The sequence below is a fragment of the Devosia sp. MC1541 genome, from assembly GCF_012847305.1.
Taxonomy (GTDB): domain Bacteria; phylum Pseudomonadota; class Alphaproteobacteria; order Rhizobiales; family Devosiaceae; genus Devosia.
The window spans coordinates 32,099-55,712 of record NZ_JABBDZ010000013.1; the positions used below are offsets into that span (position 1 = coordinate 32,099).

At 57.5% G+C, this 23,614-nt stretch carries 24 protein-coding genes; 4 read left to right on the forward strand and 20 right to left on the reverse strand.

The features are described from left to right. Positions 1 to 54: 54 nt before the first annotated feature. Positions 55 to 1,395, forward strand: coding sequence for a dicarboxylate/amino acid:cation symporter (locus tag HKD40_RS13250; RefSeq protein ID WP_169196255.1), 1,341 nt, complete (start codon positions 55 to 57; stop codon positions 1,393 to 1,395). A 117-nt stretch (positions 1,396 to 1,512) separates the two neighbouring features. On the opposite strand, the gene HKD40_RS13255 is transcribed toward HKD40_RS13250, so the two are convergent. The 18 genes from HKD40_RS13255 to HKD40_RS13340 all read right to left on the reverse strand — a co-directional run bounded on the left by HKD40_RS13255 (position 1,513) and on the right by HKD40_RS13340 (position 19,049). Then, on the reverse strand, positions 1,513 to 2,505 hold the full coding sequence (locus tag HKD40_RS13255) for an SMP-30/gluconolactonase/LRE family protein (RefSeq protein ID WP_169196256.1): 993 nt from the start codon (positions 2,503 to 2,505) through the stop codon (positions 1,513 to 1,515). A gap of 467 nt (positions 2,506 to 2,972) precedes the next feature. Further along, positions 2,973 to 3,734: a TIGR02186 family protein gene (locus HKD40_RS13260; RefSeq protein WP_169196257.1), complete on the reverse strand. Its 762-nt coding sequence runs from the start codon at positions 3,732 to 3,734 to the stop codon at positions 2,973 to 2,975. Next, on the reverse strand, positions 3,734 to 4,666 hold the full coding sequence (locus HKD40_RS13265) for a sulfite exporter TauE/SafE family protein (RefSeq protein WP_169196258.1): 933 nt from the start codon (positions 4,664 to 4,666) through the stop codon (positions 3,734 to 3,736). Before HKD40_RS13265 ends, HKD40_RS13260 begins: the two co-directional genes overlap by 1 nt. Positions 4,667 to 4,754: 88 nt before the next feature. Then, positions 4,755 to 5,696 (reverse strand): formylglycine-generating enzyme family protein, encoded by a 942-nt coding sequence (locus HKD40_RS13270; RefSeq protein WP_169196259.1) that lies wholly within the window; start codon positions 5,694 to 5,696, stop codon positions 4,755 to 4,757. 20 nt (positions 5,697 to 5,716) lie between these two features. Continuing rightward, positions 5,717 to 7,264, reverse strand: a complete 1,548-nt coding sequence (locus HKD40_RS13275; protein WP_169196260.1) for a sulfatase — start codon at positions 7,262 to 7,264, stop codon at positions 5,717 to 5,719. 85 nt (positions 7,265 to 7,349) lie between these two features. Next, positions 7,350 to 8,315, reverse strand: a complete 966-nt coding sequence (locus HKD40_RS13280) for an aliphatic sulfonate ABC transporter substrate-binding protein (protein ID WP_169196261.1) — start codon at positions 8,313 to 8,315, stop codon at positions 7,350 to 7,352. 24 nt (positions 8,316 to 8,339) lie between these two features. Beyond that, positions 8,340 to 9,122, reverse strand: a complete 783-nt coding sequence (locus HKD40_RS13285) for an ABC transporter ATP-binding protein (protein ID WP_169196262.1) — start codon at positions 9,120 to 9,122, stop codon at positions 8,340 to 8,342. A 2-nt stretch (positions 9,123 to 9,124) separates the two neighbouring features. Further along, positions 9,125 to 9,853 carry an ABC transporter permease gene (locus tag HKD40_RS13290; protein WP_182395948.1) on the reverse strand — a complete coding sequence of 243 codons (729 nt, stop codon included), beginning with the start codon at positions 9,851 to 9,853 and terminating at the stop codon, positions 9,125 to 9,127. A gap of 70 nt (positions 9,854 to 9,923) precedes the next feature. Then, positions 9,924 to 11,036 carry an ROK family protein gene (locus HKD40_RS13295; RefSeq protein ID WP_169196264.1) on the reverse strand — a complete coding sequence of 371 codons (1,113 nt, stop codon included), beginning with the start codon at positions 11,034 to 11,036 and terminating at the stop codon, positions 9,924 to 9,926. 247 nt (positions 11,037 to 11,283) lie between these two features. Then, positions 11,284 to 11,901: a hypothetical protein gene (locus tag HKD40_RS13300; protein WP_169196265.1), complete on the reverse strand. Its 618-nt coding sequence runs from the start codon at positions 11,899 to 11,901 to the stop codon at positions 11,284 to 11,286. Next, positions 11,901 to 12,509: a hypothetical protein gene (locus HKD40_RS13305; RefSeq protein WP_169196266.1), complete on the reverse strand. Its 609-nt coding sequence runs from the start codon at positions 12,507 to 12,509 to the stop codon at positions 11,901 to 11,903. The genes HKD40_RS13300 and HKD40_RS13305 overlap by 1 nt, the downstream gene beginning before the upstream one ends. Next, positions 12,506 to 13,303, reverse strand: a complete 798-nt coding sequence (locus tag HKD40_RS13310) for an ABC transporter ATP-binding protein (RefSeq protein WP_169196267.1) — start codon at positions 13,301 to 13,303, stop codon at positions 12,506 to 12,508. The genes HKD40_RS13305 and HKD40_RS13310 overlap by 4 nt, the downstream gene beginning before the upstream one ends. Continuing rightward, positions 13,300 to 14,334 (reverse strand): iron ABC transporter permease, encoded by a 1,035-nt coding sequence (locus tag HKD40_RS13315; protein ID WP_169196268.1) that lies wholly within the window; start codon positions 14,332 to 14,334, stop codon positions 13,300 to 13,302. The genes HKD40_RS13310 and HKD40_RS13315 overlap by 4 nt, the downstream gene beginning before the upstream one ends. Further along, positions 14,327 to 15,376, reverse strand: a complete 1,050-nt coding sequence (locus HKD40_RS13320) for an ABC transporter substrate-binding protein (protein ID WP_169196269.1) — start codon at positions 15,374 to 15,376, stop codon at positions 14,327 to 14,329. The genes HKD40_RS13315 and HKD40_RS13320 overlap by 8 nt, the downstream gene beginning before the upstream one ends. A gap of 286 nt (positions 15,377 to 15,662) precedes the next feature. Then, the gene (locus tag HKD40_RS13325; RefSeq protein WP_169196270.1) at positions 15,663 to 16,361 is read right to left on the reverse strand and encodes a fumarylacetoacetate hydrolase family protein; all 699 of its coding nucleotides are present in this window, start codon (positions 16,359 to 16,361) and stop codon (positions 15,663 to 15,665) included. A 15-nt stretch (positions 16,362 to 16,376) separates the two neighbouring features. Continuing rightward, positions 16,377 to 17,240 carry an ABC transporter permease gene (locus tag HKD40_RS13330; protein ID WP_169196271.1) on the reverse strand — a complete coding sequence of 288 codons (864 nt, stop codon included), beginning with the start codon at positions 17,238 to 17,240 and terminating at the stop codon, positions 16,377 to 16,379. Beyond that, positions 17,230 to 18,054: an ABC transporter ATP-binding protein gene (locus tag HKD40_RS13335; RefSeq protein ID WP_169196272.1), complete on the reverse strand. Its 825-nt coding sequence runs from the start codon at positions 18,052 to 18,054 to the stop codon at positions 17,230 to 17,232. Before HKD40_RS13335 ends, HKD40_RS13330 begins: the two co-directional genes overlap by 11 nt. Then, entirely contained in the window at positions 18,051 to 19,049 is a 999-nt protein-coding gene (locus tag HKD40_RS13340; protein WP_210257111.1) for an ABC transporter substrate-binding protein, read from the reverse strand. Before HKD40_RS13340 ends, HKD40_RS13335 begins: the two co-directional genes overlap by 4 nt. A 106-nt stretch (positions 19,050 to 19,155) precedes the next feature. Between HKD40_RS13340 and HKD40_RS13345 the strand changes: the two genes are divergently transcribed. Next, the gene (locus HKD40_RS13345) at positions 19,156 to 19,845 is read left to right on the forward strand and encodes a GntR family transcriptional regulator (RefSeq protein WP_169196273.1); all 690 of its coding nucleotides are present in this window, start codon (positions 19,156 to 19,158) and stop codon (positions 19,843 to 19,845) included. A 2-nt stretch (positions 19,846 to 19,847) separates the two neighbouring features. Here the strand turns inward: HKD40_RS13345 and HKD40_RS13350 are convergent, their stop codons facing one another. After that, positions 19,848 to 20,474, reverse strand: coding sequence for a TetR/AcrR family transcriptional regulator (locus HKD40_RS13350; RefSeq protein WP_169196274.1), 627 nt, complete (start codon positions 20,472 to 20,474; stop codon positions 19,848 to 19,850). A 437-nt stretch (positions 20,475 to 20,911) separates the two neighbouring features. Between HKD40_RS13350 and HKD40_RS13355 the strand changes: the two genes are divergently transcribed. Beyond that, a complete protein-coding gene (locus HKD40_RS13355) occupies positions 20,912 to 22,057 on the forward strand; it encodes an FAD-dependent monooxygenase (RefSeq protein WP_169196275.1) in 1,146 nt (381 codons plus the stop codon). 31 nt (positions 22,058 to 22,088) lie between these two features. Continuing rightward, entirely contained in the window at positions 22,089 to 23,096 is a 1,008-nt protein-coding gene (dctP, locus tag HKD40_RS13360) for a TRAP transporter substrate-binding protein DctP (protein ID WP_169196276.1), read from the forward strand. A 108-nt stretch (positions 23,097 to 23,204) separates the two neighbouring features. Here dctP and HKD40_RS13365 read toward each other — a convergent pair whose 3' ends face one another. Further along, a complete protein-coding gene (locus tag HKD40_RS13365; RefSeq protein WP_169196277.1) occupies positions 23,205 to 23,594 on the reverse strand; it encodes a RidA family protein in 390 nt (129 codons plus the stop codon). Positions 23,595 to 23,614 lie beyond the last annotated feature (20 nt).

Below are 23,614 nucleotides of genomic sequence, written 5' to 3' on the forward strand. Positions count from 1 at the left end.
GGAGTGGGAGCACAACGAGCCGCGCAACTGCGGCCCCCCTACGGGAGTGAGACCATGATGCCCCATTCAATGGCAGACTCTTCTGCCCCAAAGATACCTCTCTACAAGCACCTCTATGTGCAGGTGATCTTCGCAATCGTTGTCGGTATTTTGCTCGGCCACTTCTGGCCAGCCATCGGCACAGAAATGAAGCCTCTCGGCGATGCCTTCATCAAACTGGTGAAGATGATCATTGCGCCGGTGATCTTCCTCACCGTTGCCACAGGCATTGCTGGCATGAGCGATCTGAGCAAGGTTGGTAAGGTCGTTGGTAAGGCGATGATCTACTTCCTCACCTTCTCGACCCTGGCGCTGATCGTTGGCCTTATCGTTGCCAATTTGGTTCAGCCCGGCGCTGGCCTCAACATCGATCCAGCAACGCTCGATCAGGCTGCAGTGCAGGGCTATGCGGACAAGGCGCATGATAGCACCATCACAGGCTTCCTGATGGGCATCATCCCCGACACCATGGTCAGCGCCTTCGCTGACGGCAACATACTGCAGGTTCTGTTCGTCGCCATCCTGTTCGGTGTCGCTCTCGCCGCCGTTGGCGAACGTGGCAAGCCGGTGCTGGACCTGTTCCAGACGCTGACTGCACCAATCTTCAAGATCGTTTCGATCCTGATGAAGGCCGCTCCAATCGGTGCCTTCGGCGCTATGGCCTTCACCATCGGTCGCTATGGCATTGGCTCCATCGCCAATCTGGCGCTGCTTGTCGGCACCTTCTACCTGACCTCTTTCCTCTTCGTCGTGGTCATCCTCGGCGCAGTGGCGAAGTACAATGGCTTCTCCATTTTCGCCCTCATCCGCTACATTAAGGATGAGCTTCTGCTCGTTCTCGGCACCTCTTCCTCCGAAGCTGCTCTCCCAACTCTGATGCAGAAGATGGAAGACGCCGGTGCGAAGAAGTCGGTTGTGGGTCTGGTGATCCCGACTGGCTACTCCTTCAACCTCGACGGCACCAATATCTACATGACCATGGCGGCGCTGTTCATCGCGCAGGCCACTGGCATCGAGCTCTCGCTGTGGGATCAGATCATCCTGCTGCTGGTGGCGATGCTGAGCTCGAAGGGCGCTGCAGGCATCACTGGCGCGGGCTTCATTACCCTGGCGGCAACCCTCTCGGTTATTCCATCCGTGCCAATCGCAGGCATGGCTCTGATCCTCGGCATCGACCGCTTCATGTCCGAATGCCGCGCACTGACCAACCTTACCGGCAATGCCGTTGCTTGTCTGGTCGTGGCCCGTTGGGAAGGCGAGCTGGACGTTGAGCAGATGAATAGGGCGCTGTCTGGTGAAGCCGTGGCAACACCACCCGCTTCTGAAAAGCCAGCTGCCTTGCAGCCAGCAGAATAAGCAAAATGGAAAAGGCGGCTCCTGAGGCCGCCTTTTCTTTTAACCGATGAAGTCTTGGTCCATTGCTGAGCGCTGCACCACTGCGGCGCTCAGTTTTGAACACCGCAAAGCTCGGTGTTAGCTCAATGGCACGAATGCCAAGCCGTTGTTGTTGTTGAGCGGAACAACCAGCTGATTGGCTTCAGCATCGTAGCACATGGAGGCTGCGCTCGGGATGCTGGTTGCGATCAGCTCAGCTTCAGCGCCCGGCACCATCTTCGAGATCCCGCCTTGCATGACGCTGCTCACATATTTGGTGCCGTCAGCCATGATGACGAGGCCATCGCTGCCTGGTTGCGCGGCTTTTTCTGTGTTGAGCAATTCGCCATCGACGGAGAAGGTCAGAACGGCGTCATCACCCATGTTGGCGATCACGATGTTTCCGTCATTGTCGATACCAACACCATTGGGCAGAGCCAGTGGCGCGCCTTCGAGGAATACGCTGGTTTCACCATCTGGCGTGACCTTGAAAATGCGCTGTGGTGTACCCGCAGGGCCCATGCCTGTGTCAGAGCCGTAGATCGTACCGTCACTGGCCACTTCAATGTCATTGAGCCAAGCGACACCAGCCACAGGCACTTCGCCGACCGGCGCGCCGGTGGCAATGTCAAACTTGCGGATCACGGCTGTGCGCGGATCGTCCTCTGCAGTGCCGCCATCGCTGTCAGCGAGATAGAGGATGCCCTCATGGATGTCGCTGCCGAACGGCTCATTGAGAGTGAGGCCGTTGCGGTTGGCGCCGATCCAGCGCGGGGTGTGGACGGACCCATCGTGATTGATGAGCGAGACGAAACCATCATTCGGGAAGCGGTTCTGTGGTGCACCACGGTTCACCGCAATAACCAAGTTTCTCGTCTCGTCGTAAGAGCAGCTCTCTGCACTGACGATGGCGCCAAAGACCTTCACATTATCAGAGGCCGGAGTGTGCGCGCCCTCCCTGTCCACAATGCCCACAGGCATGCCGGCAGCGAAGGGAAGGTCCTCCGGCTTTGGCGCGGCGTCCTGAGCAAGGGCAATGGATGAGCTGGCTAATACAGCAGCGCAGCAGGTCAGGCTGAGTAATTTGAGCATGAGGTCTCCGGGATTCTAGTAATGCTAATGAATTCGGAACGTCGAAATGACTTAAATTCTAGGGACAACACGCCTCGCCACACCGGGTGGGAAGCGAAAATCCCCCTACAACCATCTGATGGTATTGGCATTCTCCATAGGTGTCTATGGGGGAGACGCGTTGATTTGCTGGATGCTCTGCTCCTCGCAGAAGCGCGGATATCTGGTTTTTGTCAGCGTCACAGCGCGCCAAACGCCAGCAGTTTAGCTCTAGACAGCCTGTCTGTCGGTACACAAAAGTGCCGAAGAAATGCACATTTCAGACGGCTCTAATATATTAGTAGAAAGGGGTGCTGCGTAATCCGCGCAACGCTTTAGCACGCAAGTCGGCCGCCGGGCGCGCACGCGGTCATCTGCGCGCTGTCTTGTGGCCAGCGCGCAGCATTTTTCTATGAGAGCTAACTCGGCGATCCTAAAAGAAGCCTCGGTTAGCGCCGGAAGACGACGCCGCCGAGCCAGCCAGTGAACAGAGCGAGGAATGCTGCGGCGAGGCCATAGAGCAGGGAATGATTGCGCGCGCTATCCACCAGCATGCGCTCGAACCCTTCGGTGCGAACCGCAAATCGCGTGGTGGCTTCCGTTATCAGCTCGCCATTGGCGTAGAGATAAGCCTGCGCAATATAGAGCCCGTTGGAGACATGTGAGGGCAGGGAGATGCGCGCGGCAAAGCCGGTCCGAGACAGAAACACCACGCCCATGGCGTTTTCGCTATAGGTGCCGCCCTTGGTTTTGATGCGCACAAACTCGCTGTTGAGCTCCTGTGGTCCCGACAGGTGGGAGGCTTCTACGACGCGCAGCAGACTGAAGTCCGGCCGCTCATCCAAGCCTTCCGGCAGGATGACGTTGAGCGGCCGATTAGACAAAATGGCGTAATAGCTTGGGACGCCCTTATACATCGTCATGTCGGTGGTCAGCACCACGCCAAGCTCGCGCCCCTTCATGCTGACACGTTGGTCATGCGGTGGGCCTTTGATCACCATCACCACGTCATAGCTAGTGTCAGCGGGCAGATTGTGCGCAGTCGGGTCGATGGCGCCAAAGAGGGTAAAACTCTGGCCTGCAAAATTGGAGTGGACCGCAACCACGGGGTCCGAATTGGCCAGAACCAGGCCCTGCGCTGCAACGGGCGTCGCGGCGGCAACGATAATCAGCAGTGTGGCGGCGATGGCTGTGCGGAGGCGGGAGAACATCACAGTGTTTCTCCAAAGCCAATGGTTGTGACGGTGAACGGGTCGGCTGGCATGGTGAACAGCGAAAAGCCGAATCGCGTCGCGATCAGCAAAATCAGCAGAGCCAACAGCGCCCGCAATTGCTCACCCTTGATCGTCTGACCAGCGGAGGCGCCAAATTGCGCGCCAACCACGCTGCCGACCATCAGGCAGAAGGCGAGGAGAATATCGACAGATTGATTGGTCACAGCCTGCAGCACGCAGGTGACGAGCATGACTACCAGCAGGTGGACGAGCGAGGTGCCAATGACCACATTGCCCGGAACGCGCAGGAGGTAGACGAGGGCAGGGACAAGGATAAAGCCGCCGCCCAGACCGAGCAGCGCTCCCAAAATGCCGACGCAAAAGCCGATGCCGATCACCGGAATGACAGAAATATAGAGCTTTGAGCGTGGGAATTGTGTGCGCAACGGTAGGCGCTGCAACCAGGACGAGCCCTGTGGCTTCGGCGTCGGCACATAGTCCTTGCGGCGCGCGCGGATGATCGAGCGAACACTTTCAAACAGCATGGATGAGCCGACAAAGCCGAGAAGTACCACATAGCTAATAGCAATGAAGAAATCGACCTGACCCCATTGGCGCAGCAGAGCCAGAACACCAATGGCGGCGATAGATCCGCCAACGCCTCCGCCAACGAGATAGGCGGCAAGCTTGAAGTCGATCCCGCCCTTGCGGAAATAGGAAATCGCCCCGGACGTTGAGGAGGCGGCGACCTGCGCTGTAACCGAAGCAACGGCAACTGCGGCGGGCACGCCGGAAAACAGCAGCAGCGGCGTCATCAGAAAGCCGCCGCCAACACCAAACAGACCCGAAATGAAGCCGATCGCGGCACCGATACCGATCAGGAAAAACAGATCGACGGAGAGTTCAGCGATAGGCAGATAGATGGGCATTGCGCACCGGGGACGATATTAAAAACAGGCGCTTAAAGCGCCGAAGCTAACCACTCAAGAGCGATAAACATGCGAGGTGTGTTGGACATCACGTACGGCTCGAAAATGCAAGGCGGAAGCCTGCATTTGATCCCGCACTATCCGGCGACATGGCCATACGTGCCGCAATCCGATAGCGGTAGCAATAGGAGATGTGACAAAGGAACGAACCTCCTTTGAGTACTTTCTCTTTATGCTGCGCGGCCCTAGCATTTCGAAGCTTGGCCGACTTGCTCAGAGAGCGAATTTTGAACGCGTCCTGCGTCCACTCCCAAACATTCCCCGCCATGTTGTAGAGCCCCAAACTATTGGGTTCGAAGCTCTTTGCGGGCGCCGTCAGCAGATAGCCGTCGGTAAGACTATTGTGCCGCGGGAAGCTGCCTTGCCAGATATTGCAGTGAATATCGGTGTCGCTTGGTTCTGCATCGCCCCAGGGAAAACGCTGTGGATGCGCGCCACCTCGGGCTGCATGTTCCCACTCCGCCTCGGTGGGCAGTCGCCCACCCGCCCAGCGGGCATAAGCGTTCGCATCATTCCACGAGACTTGCACGACGGGATGATCTTCCCGGTCCCGCAGATCCGACTGCGGCCCTTCTGGGTGGTTCCAGCGTGCCCCTTCGACAATCTTCCACCACGGCAATTGATTGCCAACCGAGGCGGCGTGCGCGAGGTGTTCGCGGGAACTGTCGAAAACAGGCGACCAGCCGATCCGCTCGGCTTCAGTGATATAGCCTGTCGCGGCGACAAACCGCTCAAACTCAGCGTTCGTCACCGTCGTAGGGCTTATCCCATACGGTGCGAGGGTGACACTTCTTTGCGGTCCCTCACCATCCTGCTCAATGGCCGGTGTGTGGGTGCCGACAAGACTCTTGCCGCCCGCAATCGCTACGACGCCGACCGAAACCTCGGCAGCAGAGACTGTGGTGACAGTCGTCTGCTCCTGGCTCAGGCTAGTGGCATTCGGCGATGGTGGGCGGCAACATTGGCTCATTTTATGGGCGACGGATCATCTTAGTTTTGTGCGCGGAGAGCGGCACTATCGTGTTCTGCGATATCGCCGATTTCCGTCATCTTGTGATCCAGCTTTTCCAGCATGGCTAGGAAAATCTCACGATACTTCGGATCATTGGCAAGATTGACCAGTTCTTTCGGGTCGCTCTGGCAGTCGAACAATTCCCATTCAGGTGGCTCATCGCCATTGAATGCACCGGGCTGGTCGAGCGCATCATTGTACCAATAGATCAGCTTGTAGCGATCATCGCGAATGCCGTAGTGCGCAAAGGCGTTGTGGTAATAGTCCTTGTGCATCCAATAGCGATGGTAGGCCAGATCCTGCCAGCTCGCATCGTCGGTCTTTTCCAAGATGGGCCGCATGCTGACGCCCTGCATGAAGTTCGGGATCTGCACGCCAGCGTAATCAAGGAATGTCGGAGCAAAATCGACATTTGATGCGATGCGCTTGGTGACCGACTGTGGCGCGATACCATCTGGGTAACGGATGACGAACGGCATCTGCAGCGACTCTTCATACATGAAGCGCTTATCAAACCAGCCATGCTCACCGAGGAAGAAGCCTTGGTCGGAGGTGTAGATGACCATGGTGTTGTCGGTCAGACCATTGCTGTCGAGATAGTCGAGGAGGCGCCCAACATTGTCGTCAATGCCCGCGACGGTGCGCAGATAGCGCTTGATGTAGCGCTGATACTTGAACACATCGAGTTCACGCTTGGTCTTGAAGGTGAAATTGGTGCCAGTGTCCTTGCAGATCAGCACGAGGCCGTACACGTCTTCCAGATCGGGAACATTGCGGCTGATCGCGCCGTTTTCGCTGCGAATAGCGCTGCCGACTTCGTCGCCGCCCTCAGGCTGTACCAGCCCCAAGTCTTCGTAGGTCATGTCCTGACGAACCCGCATACGCGCCAGTTCCGCCGCTGAAGCACGGTTGGAATAGTCGTCGTCATAGGTTTCTGGGATCGGCAGATCTTCGGTGTAAAGCTCGCGATAGCGCGGATGCGGCACGAATGGGCGATGCGGCGCCTTATGGTGACACATGACGAAGAACGGACGTTCGCGATCGCACTGGTCCATAAACGCGATGGTCTTGTCGGTGATGATGTCGCTGGCGTAGCCGGGCTCAACATGTGGCCCATTGCTGTCGATCATCACAGGGTCGAAATAGTCGCCCTGGCCCGGAAGAACCGACCATTGATCAAAGCCGGTGGGCTGGTGAGCCTTGCCCTCGCCGAGGTGCCATTTGCCGAACATGCCGGTCTGATAGCCGGACGCCTGCAGATAACGCGCCACATTCGGCAAGCGATTATCGAGGTCGGTGGTCAGCGTAGTGACGCCGTTCACGTGGTTATACGTGCCCGTGAGGATCGAGGCGCGGCTTGGGGTGCAAATAGAGTTGGTGACGTAGCAGTGGTCGAGACGCATGCCTTCTTCTGCCAGCCGATCAATATGGGGCGTGGCATTCAGGCCCGAGCCATAGCAAGAGATTGCGCTTGCAGCATGATCATCGGCCATGATGAACACGATATTGGGTCGAGTTGTCGTCATCAACTTAGTATCCAAAAAGAGAGACAGTCTGGGTCTCCGCTGCCGATGAAGGCAGCGAAGACCGTGTGGATTTCAGCCGATGGGCTTACTTGGCGTAGAAATCGCCGAGGTAGAATTCAGACGCTGGCTGAACGCTCTCAACCTTGCCGAAGGTCACATAGAGCTGCGCCATGGTGTCGAGCCAGGAATTGACCGAACCATTGATGGTCAGGCCAACCAGCTCTTCCGAGTTTGGCTGGGTCGCAAGCGAAGCTTCTGCCTGCAATGGCTCAACTGGAACGCCAAGGAAATCGGCGGTGATGGTGACGGACTCGTCGAGGTTGTCACGGCGGAAGTCGATGGCTTCCTTGATTACCGCATTGACCTTGCGAATGGTGTCGCCGTCTTCAGCCATGGTGTTGGAGACGATGAACGAGCTTGGGAAAGCCACAGCCGGGAAGAAGTCGGCGTTAGACGACAGTTCCTTCAGCTCTGGAATACGCTGACGGATGATGTCAACGAATGGGTACCAGATGCCCGCTGCATCGACCTGACCGGAAGCAAATGCGGTCACGATGGTGCTTGGGTCCATCATGATCGGCTCGATGTCAGCAAGGGTCATGCCTGCTTCTTCAAGCGCGAGGCGCATCAGCATGTCGCCCGAAGTGCCTTCAGGAATAGCAACGCGCTTGCCGCGAAGGTCTTCCATCGACTCAATGCCTGGCTGGGCAATAACGCGGTCGGTCGAGCCGAGCGCGTTGATCGCGATAACCTTGGCCTGACCGGAAGCAGGAAGCCACAGAGCGCCTGGTCCGATGTAAGCAAAGTCAAGCGAACCGGCGCCAAGAGCCTGAACCTGGATCGGGCCGTTGGTGAAGACGCTCAGATCAGCCTTAAGACCATGCTTGGTCCACAGGTCCTGCTTGGTCGCAATTGCTGCAACACTGCTGCCGAAGTAGTCAGCGATATAGCCCATGCGGATTGGGGTCAGGTCCTGCGCCGAAACGGGCACGAGGCAAACGCTGGTCAGGGCAATCCCTGCCATCAACTTGATAAAGCTACGCTTTTTCATATCATCACTCTCCCTTGAGTTTTCTTATGAATGGCTTGGCTGCGAGTAAACAGCGTGCCAAACCTTATTGCGGATTTCCGCAAATTCTGGCGACAGACGCAGTTCGTCATTGCGCGGGTAGGGGAGATCAACATTGATGACCTCCTGCAGGCGGCCCGGGCGGGCGGCCATGACGATTACGCGATTGGCGAGATAGACAGCCTCGTCAACGTCGTGGGTAATAAACATCACCGTGCGGCGTTCTTTAGACCAGGTGTCGAGCAACTGATCCTGCATACGGACGCGGGTCAGCGCATCGAGCGCGCCGAAAGGCTCATCCATCAGCAGAACCTTTGGGTTCACCGCATAGGCACGAGCAATCGCGCAGCGCTGCTTCATGCCGCCCGAGAGCATCTTGGGCAGCGCATCGGCGAAGTCGCTGAGGCCCACGAGACCGATATAGTGGTCCGCAATGCGACGGCGCTCTGCCTTGTCGATGCCCTTGAGCTTGAGGCCAAACTCAACGTTCTCGCGAACGGTCAGCCATGGGAACAGCGCGTATTGCTGGAAGATCACACCACGGTCGGGGCCCGGACCGTTGACGGGTTCACCGTCAACGAGGCACTGGCCGCTCGTGACATCGAGCAGGCCGGCCACAATGTTCATGGCTGTGGACTTGCCGCAACCGGAAGGCCCTACAACGGTGATGAACTCGCCATCGTAAACATCGAGATTGAGATTCTGCAGCGCGGTGAAATTGCCCTTATCGGTGCCAAATTCACGGCCAACATTCTCAAAACGGATTTTGACGTCTTGCGTGTTCGACATGCTTAGATTCTTTCCTGCCAGACGGTCAGCTTGCGCTCGGTGAAGCTGACGACGCGATCCATGATCAGGCCCAATACGCCGATAGAAATCAGCGATACGAAGATGACCGGCAGATCGTAGTAGAGCTGGCCCTGCTGCATGCGGAAGCCGAGGCCCGCCTGCGCTGCAATCAGTTCTGCGGCCACAACGGTTGCCCAAGCGGAGCCGAGGCCAATACGGAAACCAACCAGAATGAACGGTGTCGATGCTGGGATAACCACGCGTGTGAAGATGACCCAGTCCGACGCACCCAGAACGCGGGCCGCGTTGATAAAGGTCTTATCGACGCTGATCACGCCCTGATACGCGGCAACAACCGACGACAGGAACGAGGCCAGGAAGATCACGAAGATCTTTGGGGTTTCGTCGATGCCCATGGTCACGATAGCGAGCGGAATGATCGCCAGTGGTGGGATCACGCGGAAGAACTGGATCCAAGGATCGATCAGACCACGCGCAACCTTGTACCACCCCATCAAGAACCCGACTGGGATCGCAAGGAGTACGCCAAGGGCAAAGCCGGTGAGAACGCGTGTCAGCGACGCGCGCACGTCCACCCACCACTGGCCAGAGCTAAACGAGCGAATGAACCGTTCGAGTACTTCTACGGGGCCGGGCAAAGGGGTGGTGGTCAGCGACGTAGCAATCCACCAGAGAGCCAGACCACCAGAGATAGACAGCGTGGTCAGCATCACAGCTGATCTGTCCACGGTGAAGCCTGATTTACGCGCTGGAGGCGCAGCTTCGGTATCTCCCATTGAACTATCCTTCAAAGACATATTTCTCGAGCGCGACACAGGCAGCCCCAAGGGCGCCAGCATCGGGCACTAAGTGAGCACGTTCGATCCGAACGCCTTCAAACTGGCGCATCAGACGTGGGGTGAGATCAGATTTGAGCTGATCGATGAATTCTTGTGGTGCCTCGCCCAAATGACCACCGAGCAAAATCAGATCGGGGCCAAGCAGGGTGATGGATGTGGCAAGGGTCTGTACGAATTGCTCGTAGGGCAGGGCCCAAACCTCAGCATTGGCGCGTGCAGCCGCGATCAATCCCTCTTCGGGAACGTGATCGAGTTGTAGAGCTGACAACAGTGCCGGTTCAGAGAAGCGGGCTTCGAGACAACCACGCGTGCCACACACACAGCTCAGGCCGTGAGGCTCGACCACCACGTGGCCGATTTCGATTGGGCCGGGCGAATTGGCTTCGCCATTACGGAAATGCACAAGGCCCGCGCCAAGACCGGACCGCATATAGATATGCAAAACCGAAGCATTGCCCGCCCCAGCGCCATAGATGGCTTCCGCCAGGGCAATGGCCGAGGCGTTGTGTTCGAGCACGACGGGCAAAGCCAGTCTCTGTTCGATGCGGTCCGCGAAGGGCACCGCTTGCCCAGAGCGTTCTAGTTTCGAATAAAGATTTGAGCGCTTGGCCGCGTCGACCTTACCGGGAACGCCCACGCCAACACCGGCTATTCTGGTGCGCGGCAGCTGGCTGTCTTCGATGAGCCTATTGGAAATTTTGCTCACCAAATCAATCATGTCGTCGACTGTCGTCTTCGTCTGATCGAAGTTGGCGCTGGCTGTCTGCTGCACGGTCAGGGCAGAGTCCACCAAAGCAACGCTAATGCGTCCATAGCCAATATTGGCGCCAATGACGTAAGCGCCACTGGGGTTGAACGCGAGCAGGGATGGGGGACGGCCCATTGGGCTAGGCGCTGTCGTGTCGGCTTCTAAAACCAGACCGCGGGAAATGGATGCGGCCGCCAGCTTGGTCAGCACCGATGCGGAAACACCGATACCCCTTGCCAGATCAGCACGTGACTGTGCACCGCCATCGCGCAGCATAGTCAGCAATTTCCCGGACGTGCTTTTCACAGCCCAATTCCCCCACAGATCGGAAATATCTTTCACACTTTCTTTCTACTGACAAGAAAGTATTTTCGTCGGGGGTCGGGGCGTGTTTCTGGGCGTTTTTCGCGCCACCTCTTTGGTGCGCATGGCTTTTTTGGTGAAGACGTAAACCCAAAGAAACTTGGGCGCTACGACATCACAGGAATGTCACAGCGCCCAAACTGACTCGGGTCAGCGCAGAATGCGCCGCTCAATCGGGGTGGTTTAGGCCTTAGCGGGGACGGATCGCGTCTTTCGTCCGCAGCCAGGGAAGCAGACCATCCAAGAATCGTGTGGCCGACGGCATGAAGTGGCGGCCGTGATGCGAGAATGGATCAAGGCTCGTGATGATCATGCGCCCCTTGGTCGTCACATCGTCGATGTAAAGGATCGGCCGATTGTCAGGCCCAGTCGCCAACACTTCAGCGCCTTCCGGCACATTATAGAAGCCGTGCAGATGCCAGGTGATCGCCTTGTGGTCGATGTATTGGAAGAGGCTATGCTCAGGCTTGGCGATTTCTGTCCCGAGCGTTTCACCCGGCGTCAGCCACCACCAAAAATTGGTCGGGCAGGGGTCAAAGCTGACATTCGGCAGCCACTGCTCATTCTTGCTGCGGCCACTGGCGAACAGCGTCCCGCCACGCTCCAGAAAATCGAGTAGAACCTGCTGCTTGGCCAAGATGCGATGCACCGGCGTGTGGCACGGAATGATGAGCACATCATGCCCTTCAAGCGCTGCGGCGGAGAGCTCTTCTGGGCGCAACGCCAGGTCAAAATACTCGCGAAAGCGCGGGCCTTCGAGGCATTCGAGCTGGAAGCATGCGCCAGAGTTTACAAACGCAACGCCCATTACATCTCTCCCTTACACCAAGCCACGAGCTTGGGTGCCATTGCCTTGCGCGCATCGGGCTGGTTGCCCACAACCCAAAGGTCATTGCCGGAGTGGTTAAACACCACGCCCCCCTTTGGACGCTCCCAAATCCAGTCGACCGGAACCTGTCGTTCCCCAAAAACCTGAATGGCTTCTGCCCCTTCCGGCATGGGATTGTGGCCGCGCCCATAAAAGCCCACCACGCCCTTATTGGACTCAAGCGCTTCCGTGGGCACGTCAGCAAAGATGGCGTGCTCGCGCAGGCGGAAGAGATTGAAGTCTGGACGCTTCGGCTTTTCCATCGGCACGAAAATTCCCGGACCATCGATGAAGGGGCGCAGCATGTGGCACATGATGGCGATGCGGCCGCCACGATCCAGCAGCGCTTCTAGCGCAGGCTTGATTTCCATAAGGGCAATCTGATCAACCGCGAGCGGCAGGATCAGACCTTTGGCGTCGGCGAGATCATCCGCTGTAACATCGGACTGGCGTAGCCAGCGCAGATCACCGGCCCCAACGCTTGGCTCAAAGCTGGAGGCAACGCCTCCGTCTCCATTGTGCAGGAGGACCACTGGCGCTTTGGTCATTGTGAAAGCTCTCGTAGAATTTGAGTGTATTTAGGCGCGATCAGAACGTCGCCATCGGCAGTGACGGATTTCGAAACCGGCACTGAGAACGTGTCTTCAAGCAACTGCTCGGTGAGGGTCGTACCCACCGGGCCGAAAACCGGTCCGCGTGTTTTGGACAGCACCAAGACTTGCCCGCCGCAGACTAAGGCATGCTCTGGATCATGGGTGGTGACGATGACGGTATTGCCACGCTCGCGCAGGCGCTGGATTGCCGCGATCACCTGCATCTGATTGGCAATATCGAGATGAGACGTCGGCTCGTCGAGCACCACGACCTGCGATTGTTGCGCCAGCGCCCGGGCAATGCGCACCATCTGGCGTTGACCGCCCGAGAGCGAGGGCAGTTCACGATCGGCGAGGTCGGCAACACCCATCACCTCGAGCACCGCCGAGGCTATTTCCTCGTCCTTCTTGCCCGGACGTTCAAACAGCCCCAGATGCGGTGCGCGCCCGGTAAGAACGGTTTCGCGCACAGTCAGCGCAAAGGTCATGTTCTCGCTCTGCGAAACCAAGGCAATGGCTTTGGCGCGATCGCGAATGCTCATGTCTTTCAGCGGCTTGCCGAGAAGTGTCACGGTGCCGCTGATGGGGTTGGAGAGCCCGGTGATCGCACGCAGCAGCGTCGTTTTGCCAACGCCATTGGGCCCGAGAATATTGAGAACGTCGCCTTTTGCGAGTTCGCAATTGAGGTCGCGGACCAGCACGTTCTTGCCATAGCCGGTGGCGACTTTGCTGAGGCCAAGGGCGGTCATGACCAACCCTTTCCGCTACGTGCAAGCAGGACGGCAAAGAACGGCGCGCCGACGAGGGCGGTGACGATGCCTAGCGGAATTTCCGCCATGACGAGGGTGCGGGCGAGCGTGTCGACGATCAGCAAGAACGTCGCGCCAAGGGCCATGGACATCGGAATGAGTTTGACGTGGTCGGGGCCGACAATCATGCGCGCCAGATGCGGGGCCACCAGCCCAACCCAACCGACGATCCCGCAGGTCGAAACTGCGGCCGCACAGAGCAGGGTGCCAAGCGTGATGTGCAAAATGCGCTCGCGCTTGACGTTCACGCCAAGCAGCTGCGCCTGTTCATCGCCAGAGGTGAGCAGGTTCAGTCGCCAGCGCAGCAGATAGACCAGCACCATCGCCGGGATCGCCACCACAGCGATATTGATGAACGCATCCGTGCCAGCCGCGGAGAGCGAGCCGAGCAGCCAATATTCGATCACCGGCAGCTTGTTCTCGGTATCCGCCGTGTATTTCAGAAGGCCGAGGAGGGCGGTGAAAACCGAGCTCGTAATCGTGCCGGAGAGGATCAACACCAGTGTGTTGGAATTCTTATAAAGCCGCGCCAGAAGCACAGCCGCTATCACTGCCAGACCGCCAAAGGCAAAGGCATAAAGCTGAATGGTGAGCGTGCCGCCGCCCTGCAAAATCGCGACAGCCGCACCAAAACCGGCACCGGCGGAAACGCCGAGCAAGAAGGGACTGACCAGCGGATTGCGGAAGACGCCTTGGAAGCTCACGCCGCTCGACGCCAGACACGCGCCAACCAGCAAGGCCACGCCAATGCGCGGCAGACGGATATTGAAAATGACCGTTTCAACGCGCGCATTCCAATCGACGGGAATGTCGATGAAACGCGACAGGATCACTTTGATAACAGTAACAGGATCAATGCCGTAGCGGCCTGCATTCATGGCGAAAAGGCTCGCCGCAATCATGCAAACGCAGGTGATTGGCAAGGCGGCGCCGGACAAAGTCCGGCGCACAAGGCTGTCGCGATTAGTCACGCGCGTAACCGATGCGGTAGAAGGTCTGGTAATAGTCCTGAACCATCGCTTCTAGGTCGAGATCGGCGTAGAGTTCTGGATAGAACAGCGAGCCGAGATAAGCTTCGCCAAGGCCAAGGCTTTCCGGCGCTGGATGGCCATTCGGACGAACGAATTCTGGCAGCAGGTAAACCTTGCCGTTCTTGACCGCGTCGATTTCCGCCCATTCGGCCTTGGTGGTGATCGCCTCATAGGCTTCCACCGAACGCTCTTCGACGATAATCACTTCCGGGTTCCACGCCAGAACCTGCTCAAGTGTCACGGTCGCATTGCCGTGCAGTTCGCCAGCGACGTTAAAGCCACCCGCCTGTTCAATGATCAGGCCCGTATACTTGCCCGCGCCACGGGTGCTGGTTTCGGACGAGGCGAGATAGACGCGGGTGCGGTCTTCTTCAGGGATGCCTGCGGTGCGTTCATCCGCAATCGCACGACCCTTTGCCATCGCCGCTACGAGCTTTTCGGCCTGGTCTTCCTTGCCGTAAATCTCACCGAGCAGTTCCACAGCCCCGGTCACACCAGCGGTGTAGGCGGCCTTCTCGTCTTCCAGCTCTGGGTCGGTCTTGCCATATTGGCTTTCCGGCAGGTCCGCGAAGGCGAGCGCGATGGTTGGGATATTGGCGTCTTCAAGTTGCTTGATTACGGCCGCATCCATAAAGTGCGGGATGATCACCAGATCTGGGTCCAGCTCCAGCAGGCTTTCCATGTTCACTGCGCGCAGTTCGCCCGGCTTGGCGATGTCGATGAACTCGGGCGTGATCTTGCGGAAGCCGGGGCTCAGGCGCTTGTCCCAATCAACCAGAACGCCCGCCACCTGCGCTGTCGCATCCAACTGTGCAACCACATCGAGCGCCTGATGGAAGAGCACGACCGAGCGCTCAATCTTATCAGCGACAACAACTTCACGACCCATCTGATCGGTAAAGCTACGGTCGGCGAAAGCCGGGGTGGAGATCAAAGCGATGGCAGTTGCGAGCGTAAGGGAGCGTGCGAAGGGGAGACGCATAATACAAACCTGATTTAGGAACTCAGATTTGCGTGCTCTATTGCCATTCGCCGCCGAGTCCAAGCCCCGGTCTGGACGATTTAAGCCATTGGTTTTGAAATGATTGTTGATAACATGATGGAGTAGTTCATGTTTTCGGCCGACAGCGCCCCGCGCCGAGACCTTCTGACGCACAAACATCACGCAGCGTGGAAAAGCGCCCGCGCCATAAAAATAGCCCCGCCGTTGGGCGAGGCTAAAAACCTTGTGGTGCCGTGCGAGCCGGTCGGCCCGCGAGCGGTTTGCGTTATTCAGCGGCGAGAATGTTCAGGCTGATGGGCTCAAGGCCTTCAACGCCACCTTCGATGCTCTGACCGGCAACGATAGCGCCAACACCGGCAGGGGTGCCCGTGTAGATCACGTCGCCGGGCTGCAGGTGATAGTAGTGCGAAAGGTGCGAGAGCAGCTCTGGAACCGACCAGACCAGATCAGAGAGCTTTGCGTCCTGGCGGGTTTCGCCGTCCACCTTGAGCCAGATCGACTGCTCGCCAATCGCACCAAATTCTGCCGCTGGGGTGATCGCGGTTAAAACAGCAGACTGTTCAAAATCCTTGCCGAAATCCCACGGACGACCCTTGGCGCGTGCGACGAGCTGGAGGTCGCGGCGGGTCATGTCGAGGCCACAGGCGTAGCCGAACACCGCATCACTGACCTCATCGATGGACGCCTTAAACAGCGGCTTGCCGATGACCACGACGAATTCCATTTCGTAGTGGTAGTTTTCGGTGCCCGGCGGATAAGGGATCGACGAGCCATTGGCCGTCAAAGCCAGTGGGTTCTTGAGGAAATAAAATGGGGTCTCGCGATCGACCTCAACACCCATTTCCTTGGCGTGGTCAGCATAGTTGCGACCCACGCAAAAGATACGGTGAACCGGATAGAGATCGTCGGTTCCGACAACTGGAACTGCCGGGAAAGACGGGTCAGCAAAGAGACGATTAGACATAGAAAACCTTATTTATCAGTCGTTTCCGCGACGGTTCTGCCAGAAGACAACGCGCTTCTCGGTGAACATGACGATGGCGTACATCGATAGCCCGACGAGGCTGAGATAGATGATCAGGGCAAAGACGCGTGCCGTATCAAGCTGCGATGCAGCCACACGGATCAGTTCGCCAAAACCCTTGCCGCCACCGAGGAATTCCGCGGTGATTGCGCCGGCCATAACCGATAGGGCGCCAATCTTCAGACCCGTAAAAATCTGCGGCAGACCAAAGGGGAACTTCATGCGGATGAGCGTCTGAAGGCGGTTAGCGCCCATGGTGCGGAACAGCATGTGAGCGTTCTCGTCCGCAGATTGCAGGCCCGAGGCCGTGCCGACGATGATTGGAAACACCGATACGAAGGTTGCCAGAGCAATCTTGCTTTCGAGGCCAAAACCGAGCCAGGCGACAAACAGCGGCGCAAAGGCAATCTTGGGCATGGTGTCGATGGCAACCAGATACGGCATCACCGCGCGTTCGCCGAACTTGGTTTCACCAACCAGCGTGCCGAGCCCGATACCGATGATTGCGGCGAGCAAAAATCCGATCAGCACTTCCTGAGTGGTGATCCACAGCGCGGCCAGCATATAGCCACCCGTCGCCAAATTGAGCCCGACGGTGATGATCTGGTTCCACACCTGAAACGGCGTGGGCAGGATGACAGTGTTGATCAGGCCCGACATGGTCACGAGATGCCAGAGCGCAAAGATAATCGCGCCCAAGCCGAGAATGGCGACAGAGCGGGGCAGGCGGTCGATGGGCGATACTTTTTCGGTCCAAACGGTCGAGGGAAACTCAGTTGTATCAACCAGCGGCGGGAGGACCTTGATATTACTTGCCATGGTTCACACCCATATCTAGTCGGTTGCGGATGTAAGCAACGAGTTCGCCGAAATGAGGATCAAGCATCATCTCCAGCGTACGCGGACGCGGCAGGTCGATGATCACTTCTTCCATGATCCGACCGGGGCGTGCGCCCATGACAAAAACCTTGTCCGACAGCAGAACGGCTTCGGGGATCGAGTGGGTGATCAGGAATGTCGTGGCATTGCGCGCCATGCAGATGCGCTGCAACTCCATGTTCATGTGGTCACGCACCAATTCGTCGAGCGCCGAGAACGGCTCGTCGAGCAGCAGGATTTGTGGCTCGGTGATCAGCATTCTGCAGATCGAAGCGCGTTGCTGCATCCCGCCCGAAAGCTCTTTGGGATAGGCGTTTTCAAATCCCTGCAGACCAACCAGCTCCATCAGCGCTTCGGCATTGCTCCGCTGCGCGCGCGCAGCCGCTTTTCCGTGACGGATTTCAATGGGCTGAAGAATGTTCTCGATCGTGGTCATCCACGGCAGTAGCACCGCCTGCTGGAACATCATCCCGATGTCCGGGCGCGTGCCCAAAACGGGTGAGCCAGCCAGCATCACTGAGCCCGCCGTTGGCGAAACCAGACCAGCCATGATCTTGAGCAAAGTAGATTTGCCGCAACCCGACGCGCCGATCACCGAGGTGAAACTGCCACGCGGCAGGTCAAAGCTCACATTTTCAAGCGCGGTAACGGCCTGTCGAGCGAAGGCCTTTTGGAGGTTGCGGACCTGATAGACCGCAGGAGCCGAAGCTCCTGCGTTTGTTGTTTCCAGACCCACAGAAGGGGACTGCGTCATTTGCCGTTCCAAGTGTCGATGAAGTCATTGGTGTAGACGACGCTGAGGTCATCCAGTGGCTTTTCCAGTTCGCCGGAAGCCACAAGGCTTTCTTCCCAAGCCTTCCAGGCGTCGAGGTCCTGATAGCCATAACCGAGCGAAGCATCGAACGGGGTCTGACGAATGATGATCTGGTCGATCAGCGCATTCGCGAACTCTTTGTCCTCAACTTCCTGCGGGTTTTCAGCGCCAATGTGCTGGATCAGAGCTTCGCGGTTTGCCGGATCAGCAGCCCACTTTGCACCCTTGACCAGAGCGCGGCCGAAGGCTTCAACGTCCGACTTGTTCTCATCCAGATACGGCTGCATGGCTGCGAGCGCGTTGCCGAAGAAGGTCTTGAACTTGTCCGGTGTGATGTTGGTCAGCTTGACGCCGCGGGCGTTCAGAATTGCGGCGTCGTTGGTCGCTGCCGCATAGGCATCAATATCGCCGCGCAGGAAACCGGCCGTAGCCTGGCCACCATCACCAACCACGAGGAAGGTGAAGTCCTTACCTTCTTCAAGGCCGGCTTCGGTCAGGATCGAGCGGGCGAACGCCGATTCCGAACCATCTGCAGTACCGATACCGATGACTTTCCCCTTCAGCTGATCAGCCGACGTGATTTCCGAACCTTCTTTGACCACGATCGAGAACGAGCTGAGTGGGTTGAGGCGATAAATATTGGTGATTTCTACGCCACGCGAACGCGCCTGCAGCAGCGGGCCTGCACCCGGATTGCCGATCTGTGCCTGACCAGCGGCCAGAGCCTGAATAACGGCACCCGAGCCGTTCAGGGCTTCGATGGTGACGTTGACGCCTTCGGCTTCAAAATAGCCTTCGCCCTGCGCTGCAATAATTGGCAGGAGCAAAACGGCCGATGGATTAGGGACCGCAACGGTAATGTCACCGGCAAATGCTGCTTGGCTGCTCATAATTGCGATAGCCGATGCAGCGATCCAACCCTTGAAATGATCCACGACTTCTCCTCCAAACAAGATAATGGATTATTCTTATAAATTCGAATAGAATTCCATTTTGCGACTTTGTCAACCTGCGCTAGAACAGATCGGTCTGGGGGACGCCATGAACGAAGACAAACCTGATGAGCCGACCAAGCTGACGGCCGCGAGCCAAATCGCCTTGGAGTTACGTCAAGAAATATTGCAGGGCTCATTGCCGCCCGGCAGTCGTTTGCGCATTGAAGTGCTTCGCCAGCGCTTTTCGACTGCGATCAACCCTGTTCGAGAAGCGCTCAATCGCCTTGTTGCAGAAGGCTTAGTTGATTTGCAGGATCACAAAGGCTTCTCGGTCAGCCAGGTATCTTTGGAAGTATGGCGTGATCTGCTCGAGGCCCGGTGTATTCTCGAGGTTGAGGCGCTTCGCCGGTCCATCGCCAATGGCACAGAAGAGTGGCGCGACGAGATTGTCGTAAGCCTGCATCGACTAACCCGCACGCCGCGATTCTTGGATGACGCGCGCAAAGTCCGGAATGATAAGTGGGAGGTCTACCACCACCGGTTCCACCGGGCGCTGGTGTCCTGCTGTGGCTCAGACAAAATTATGGCGATCTGCGATGACCTGCGGGAACAGTCGGACCGCTATCGCGCAGTTGCCGCTTCATCGCATAAGCCCCGCACCGATTATGATGATGAGCACAAGGCGATCGCTGAAGCCGCAATGGCCGGAAATGGTGATGAGGCCGCAGGCCTATTGGAGCGTCACTACCGGAAAACGCTCAAGGTGATTGAGCAATATTTCGCTGAGCAGCACTGATCTCAATCGGCGCGGACGGCTGTTTCGTCCAGAACAAAAACCGCGTTGATCACCACGTCGATAGACTCGGCAATTTTCTGCATCACCGGATTATTGCCGGTGAGCATGGCAGTCATCAGATTGACGCTGCAGGTCGCGCCAAACAGCATGCCAGCGATGAGGTTGGAGCTGAGCGCAACGCGTCTGCGCTGTTCGGGTATCCGGTCGATCGCTTCCACCAGTGAAGCGCGACTTTGGTAAATACCCAGCTCCAGAAACGTATCTGCAATCCCGTTCTTGGAAATGCTCTCTCCAACAGCGAGCCGACACAGATTGATGTGGCGGGGCGACAGCACATGCTTTGAAATAATGCGCAATCGCTGTCGCACTTCGTCTACCGGGTCATGCGCCACGGCCTGCGATGCCCCCGCGTCCCACAGGTAAGACGACGACACCAACTCGCGCAGCAGTTCCTCTTTGTCAGCGAACATCACATAGAGCGTCCTCTTGCTCATGCCCGCTGCCTTGGCGATTTCGGTCATCGTTACGCCGGAATAGCCCTTGTCACAGAACAGACGTTCCGCATGTCCAAAGACCAGTTCACGTCGTTCTTCTGCTGCCATCGTCACTGGCCGGCCGACACGTGCCATACTCACTGCCTTCGCTTTATTCGCCGCTCTTTTCACCGACTGTGCACGGTAAGACACCGCCCGAACCTATTCTTGTCCATATACTGGAAAAGTCTCAAGATCGTTGGTGAAGACCCAAAACTTTGCGCGTCGCCAAAGCTGGCACCCCGGCCTTGCCTCTAAGTATCTGAAATTGAGATATTTTCTGTCCATGCTTTGTGGCGCTGCATCTGCTCCCACAGGTGGGCTATCAGACCCATGGTTGTGCCTTTTCGTCCGCGAAATCCCTGCGGAAAATACGGAAATCCGGCCAGTTTTTCCGCGCTGCACCGGCACCTTATCGTCAAAGCCCACCCTCACTCCGTCCAAAGAATTCCTACAATACCCGATACTTGACTTGGGAAACTGTCAGGTTTCCTAATGGCGGCAACAAAGGAACTCTAGGGAGGAGGTTTCCGATGAAGGAAATCAAGGTTCTCGTTGTCGGGGGCGGGATCGGTGGACTCGCAACGGCTATTGCAATGCGTGGCAAGGGCTTTGCTGTCGACGTTATCGAACGCAGCTCAGACATGCATGCATCGGTTTTTGGCGTCGGCATTATTCAGCCATTCAACGCCTTGCGCGCTCTGGACGCCATTGGTTGCGCACAGCAGTGTTTAGAATTTGGCTATTCCACTCGCGCATGGGGCAAGACCCTCAATGCCGAAGGCGTAGAAGTTCGTCAGATGCCGGGTGCGACCATTCCGGGTTCTAACCTTCCGCCCATGAATGGCATTACCCGTCCTAAACTCCACGAAATTCTGACCATGCGAGCCAAGGACGTCGGCGTCAATATTGCCTATTCGACCACTGTTTCCAGCTATGAGCAGGGCGCGCGTGGCGTTGATGTGGTGTTCTCGAACGACACAGCGGCCCATTATGATGTGATGGTTGCGGCGGACGGCACCTATTCCAAGCTCCGTGAAGACATTACCGGCGACGACACCAAACCCGCGTACAACGGCCAGTCGGCATTCCGCGTCAACATCCCACGCGTCATCGACGGCGAGATGGAGATTGACCGCATCATTCTTCAGCACGCACCCCACGGCATGGCCGGGTTCGTGCCCATTGGTCCAGACTTGGCCTACATGTTCTTCAACACCAGTTGGGACAAGTCGGTTCGCTATGAGGCCGCGGAATTGCCAGCGGTCCTGCGCGAGCAGCTCAAGGGCTTTGGCGGCCTGACCGGCGCCGTGCGCGATCGCTATATCTCCGATGATGCCAATATCGTGCTGCGCCCCATCGAGTGGATGATCGCTGATGGCCCATGGCACCGCGACCGTCTCGTGATGATCGGCGATGCCGCACACGCATTCCTTCCGCACATGGGGCAGGGCGCTGCTCAGGCCATCGAAGATGGCGTCGTGCTCGCGGAAGCACTCGCCGAACACGACGATTACGAAGCCGCTTTCACCAGCTACTTCGAGCGCCGTTACGACCGTTGCCGCCGGGTTATTCAGGCCTGCGTGGACATCGGCGAATGGGAGAAGGGCCGTCTTAAAGACTTCGACAACGTGGCCACCACGCAGTCGATCATCGAGACCTTGGTCCAGCCCATCTAAATCCATCAACCTGTCATTCAAGGAGGAGAGAATGACACTACTGAAGCGCTTGGCTGTTTTGGCTGCGCTGGGGGCGTTTTCGTCCCCAGTCGCCGCCCAAACGGAAATTATTTTCAACACTTACCTGCCGGTTTTTGAAGTCACTCAGCAAGTCGCCGTGCGCGAATTTGCTGAGCGTATCGAAGCGGAAAGCAAGGGCGACATCGACATCCACATCCCTGATGTGTCGTTGGCCCCGATTGATCGCCAGTATGAGATGATCCTTGATGGCATCTCCGACATGGCCTTCATTCCAACCAATACTGTCCCGCAGATTGTCGCGCTCAACCGTATTGCCGATCTGCCCGGCCACGCCCCATCGGCGTCCGCTGCCTCGCAGGCGCTCTGGGCCACCTATAAAGAGCACTTTGAACCCTTGAACGAATACAAGGGCCTAGTTGTTCTTTCGGTGCATGCCCTACCAGGTCGCCAGTTCATGTCGATCAAGAAGCCCCTGGAAGAGGTTGCCGATTTCCAGGGCATGAAGCTGTGGACCCCACCGGGCGCGATGAGCGAAATCGTCACCGGTCTTGGTGGCGTGCCGGTTATGGAGCCCTTCACCAGTCTGCATGAGAACGTCAGCAAGGGCACTGTTGAAGGCTTGGTGATCACACCAGACTCGGCCAACTCGGCCCGCGTTCTCGAAGAAGCCCGGTTCCAGACCAAGATCGACGGTGGTCTGGGTTCGATCTCCTTCGCGGTGGTTATCCGTGAAGAGCGTTGGAACGAGCTGAACGACGAGCAGCGTGCTGCAATCGTCCGCGCTGCTGAAGGTTTACCAGCCCGCACAGGCGCAGCCGTTGATGCGCGTGAAGTCGAAGTTGCTGCCAAGTTTGATCATCTGGCTCAGGTTGAGCCATCGGCAGGATTGGTGGAAGCCATTACGCCGATTTTGGCTGGCCAGCTTGAAAACTGGAAAGAACTCGCGAAGTCGAAAGGTCTCGCCGATCCAGACGCTGCAATTGCGACCTACCGCGCGGCCCTCGCTGCCGCTCAATAAGAACAAGCTCCCTCCCGGAGCTCGGGGCTCGATCTTCGGATCGGGCCCTATTTGTCTTTCTGGCAGCCAAAAGAGAAAGGCCCGATCTTCCGATCGAGCCCTGAGTGGTTACTTGCTGGCGACGGCCACAAAATCACATTGCACCAGCATTCCCCCCTGCAAATCCGCCTGCACGGCCTGCCGGGTTGGGCGGTTCTGCGGATCAGGGAACATTTTCACCCAATGCGGATTGACCATGTCGCGCTGCGAGCGGTCTTTCATCAAAATGGTGATTTTGATGATGTCATCGGTGGTCAGGCCCGCCGCTTCCACGATGGTCCGCACATGGCCGAACATCAGCTCGCATTGCTTTTCCATGCCCTCAGTCGAGGTTGCCATTGTTTCGGGGTCGAAGCCATGAATACCGCCCGAGTAAACAATGTCACCGATCCGGCACGCAGCCGGTGTCGGGTTTTTATGGACGAAGCTATCGACGTAGATGCTCTGACGTTTCGACACGTTTAGGGCTTCCTCTTCCC